Source organism: Catellatospora paridis (assembly GCF_009720365.1).
In the GTDB taxonomy this organism is placed as follows: domain Bacteria; phylum Actinomycetota; class Actinomycetes; order Mycobacteriales; family Micromonosporaceae; genus Catellatospora; species Catellatospora paridis.
Map to the genome: position 1 here is coordinate 1 of NZ_WBZD01000061.1, position 838 is coordinate 838.

The following is an 838-nucleotide window of genomic DNA, read 5'->3' on the forward strand; positions in this document are numbered from 1 at the left end:
TGTTCACCGCCTGCATCGCGGCCAGGTAGATCAGCGCGTTGTAGCCAGTCCACCGCCAGATGATCATCACGGAGATCGCGATCTGAGAGCTGGCCGTGCCGGCCTGCCAGTCGATGCGACCCAGGCCGAGGGTCTCCAGGATCCAGTTGACCAGGCCGTAGTCCTTGCCGAAGATCTGCCCGAAGATGATCGCCACCGCGGCCACCGACGTGATGTTGGGCAGCACCGCCGTCATCCGCCAGAACGTCGGCGCCCGCAACCGCTGATTCAACACGTGCGCCAACACCAGGGCCATCAGCAACTGCGGAACGGTCGACAGCACCCAGATCTGGGCGGTGTTCCGCAACGCGTTCCAGAAATACTCGTCCGCGAACAGATCCCGGTAGTTCTGCAACCCCAGGAACGTGTGCGTCTCCGACAACAGGCTCCACTCGTGCAGCGACACCCACGCGGTGTACGCCAACGGGAAGATCCCGAACGCGGCGAAAAGGAGAAAGAAGGGCACGATGTACAGGTAGGGCGAGCCCTTGACGTCCAAGCGATAGAGGAGGTTCTTCATCATCGGCACATCACTGTTCGAGTCGGCTTGCGCGGTGGCAGGTGAAGGCGGTGAAAAGGGGCCGGTTCCCCGCCAACCGCGCCCTGAAGCGGCTGTTGACGGCGGGGAACCGGCCGAGGTGTCAGGTCACAGGAGGGCGTTGACGTCCTTGACGGACTGCGTCCAGGCCTCGTCAGGCTTCTGCTTGCCCTGCTCCACACGGGTCAGACCATTCTGAATCGCCGTGTTGATGTCACCAGACTTCGGACCCATGTACTGCGGCACCATCGTCTTCACCGA

The 838-nt window shown here is 62.5% G+C and carries 1 protein-coding gene; it reads right to left on the bottom strand.

Going from position 1 to position 838, the window contains the following annotated elements:
* The coding region (locus F9C41_RS40525) for a carbohydrate ABC transporter permease (protein ID WP_196280172.1) at nt 1–562 on the bottom strand (562 nt) is incomplete at its 3' end.
* Between the last annotated feature and the right edge of the window lie 276 nt (nt 563–838).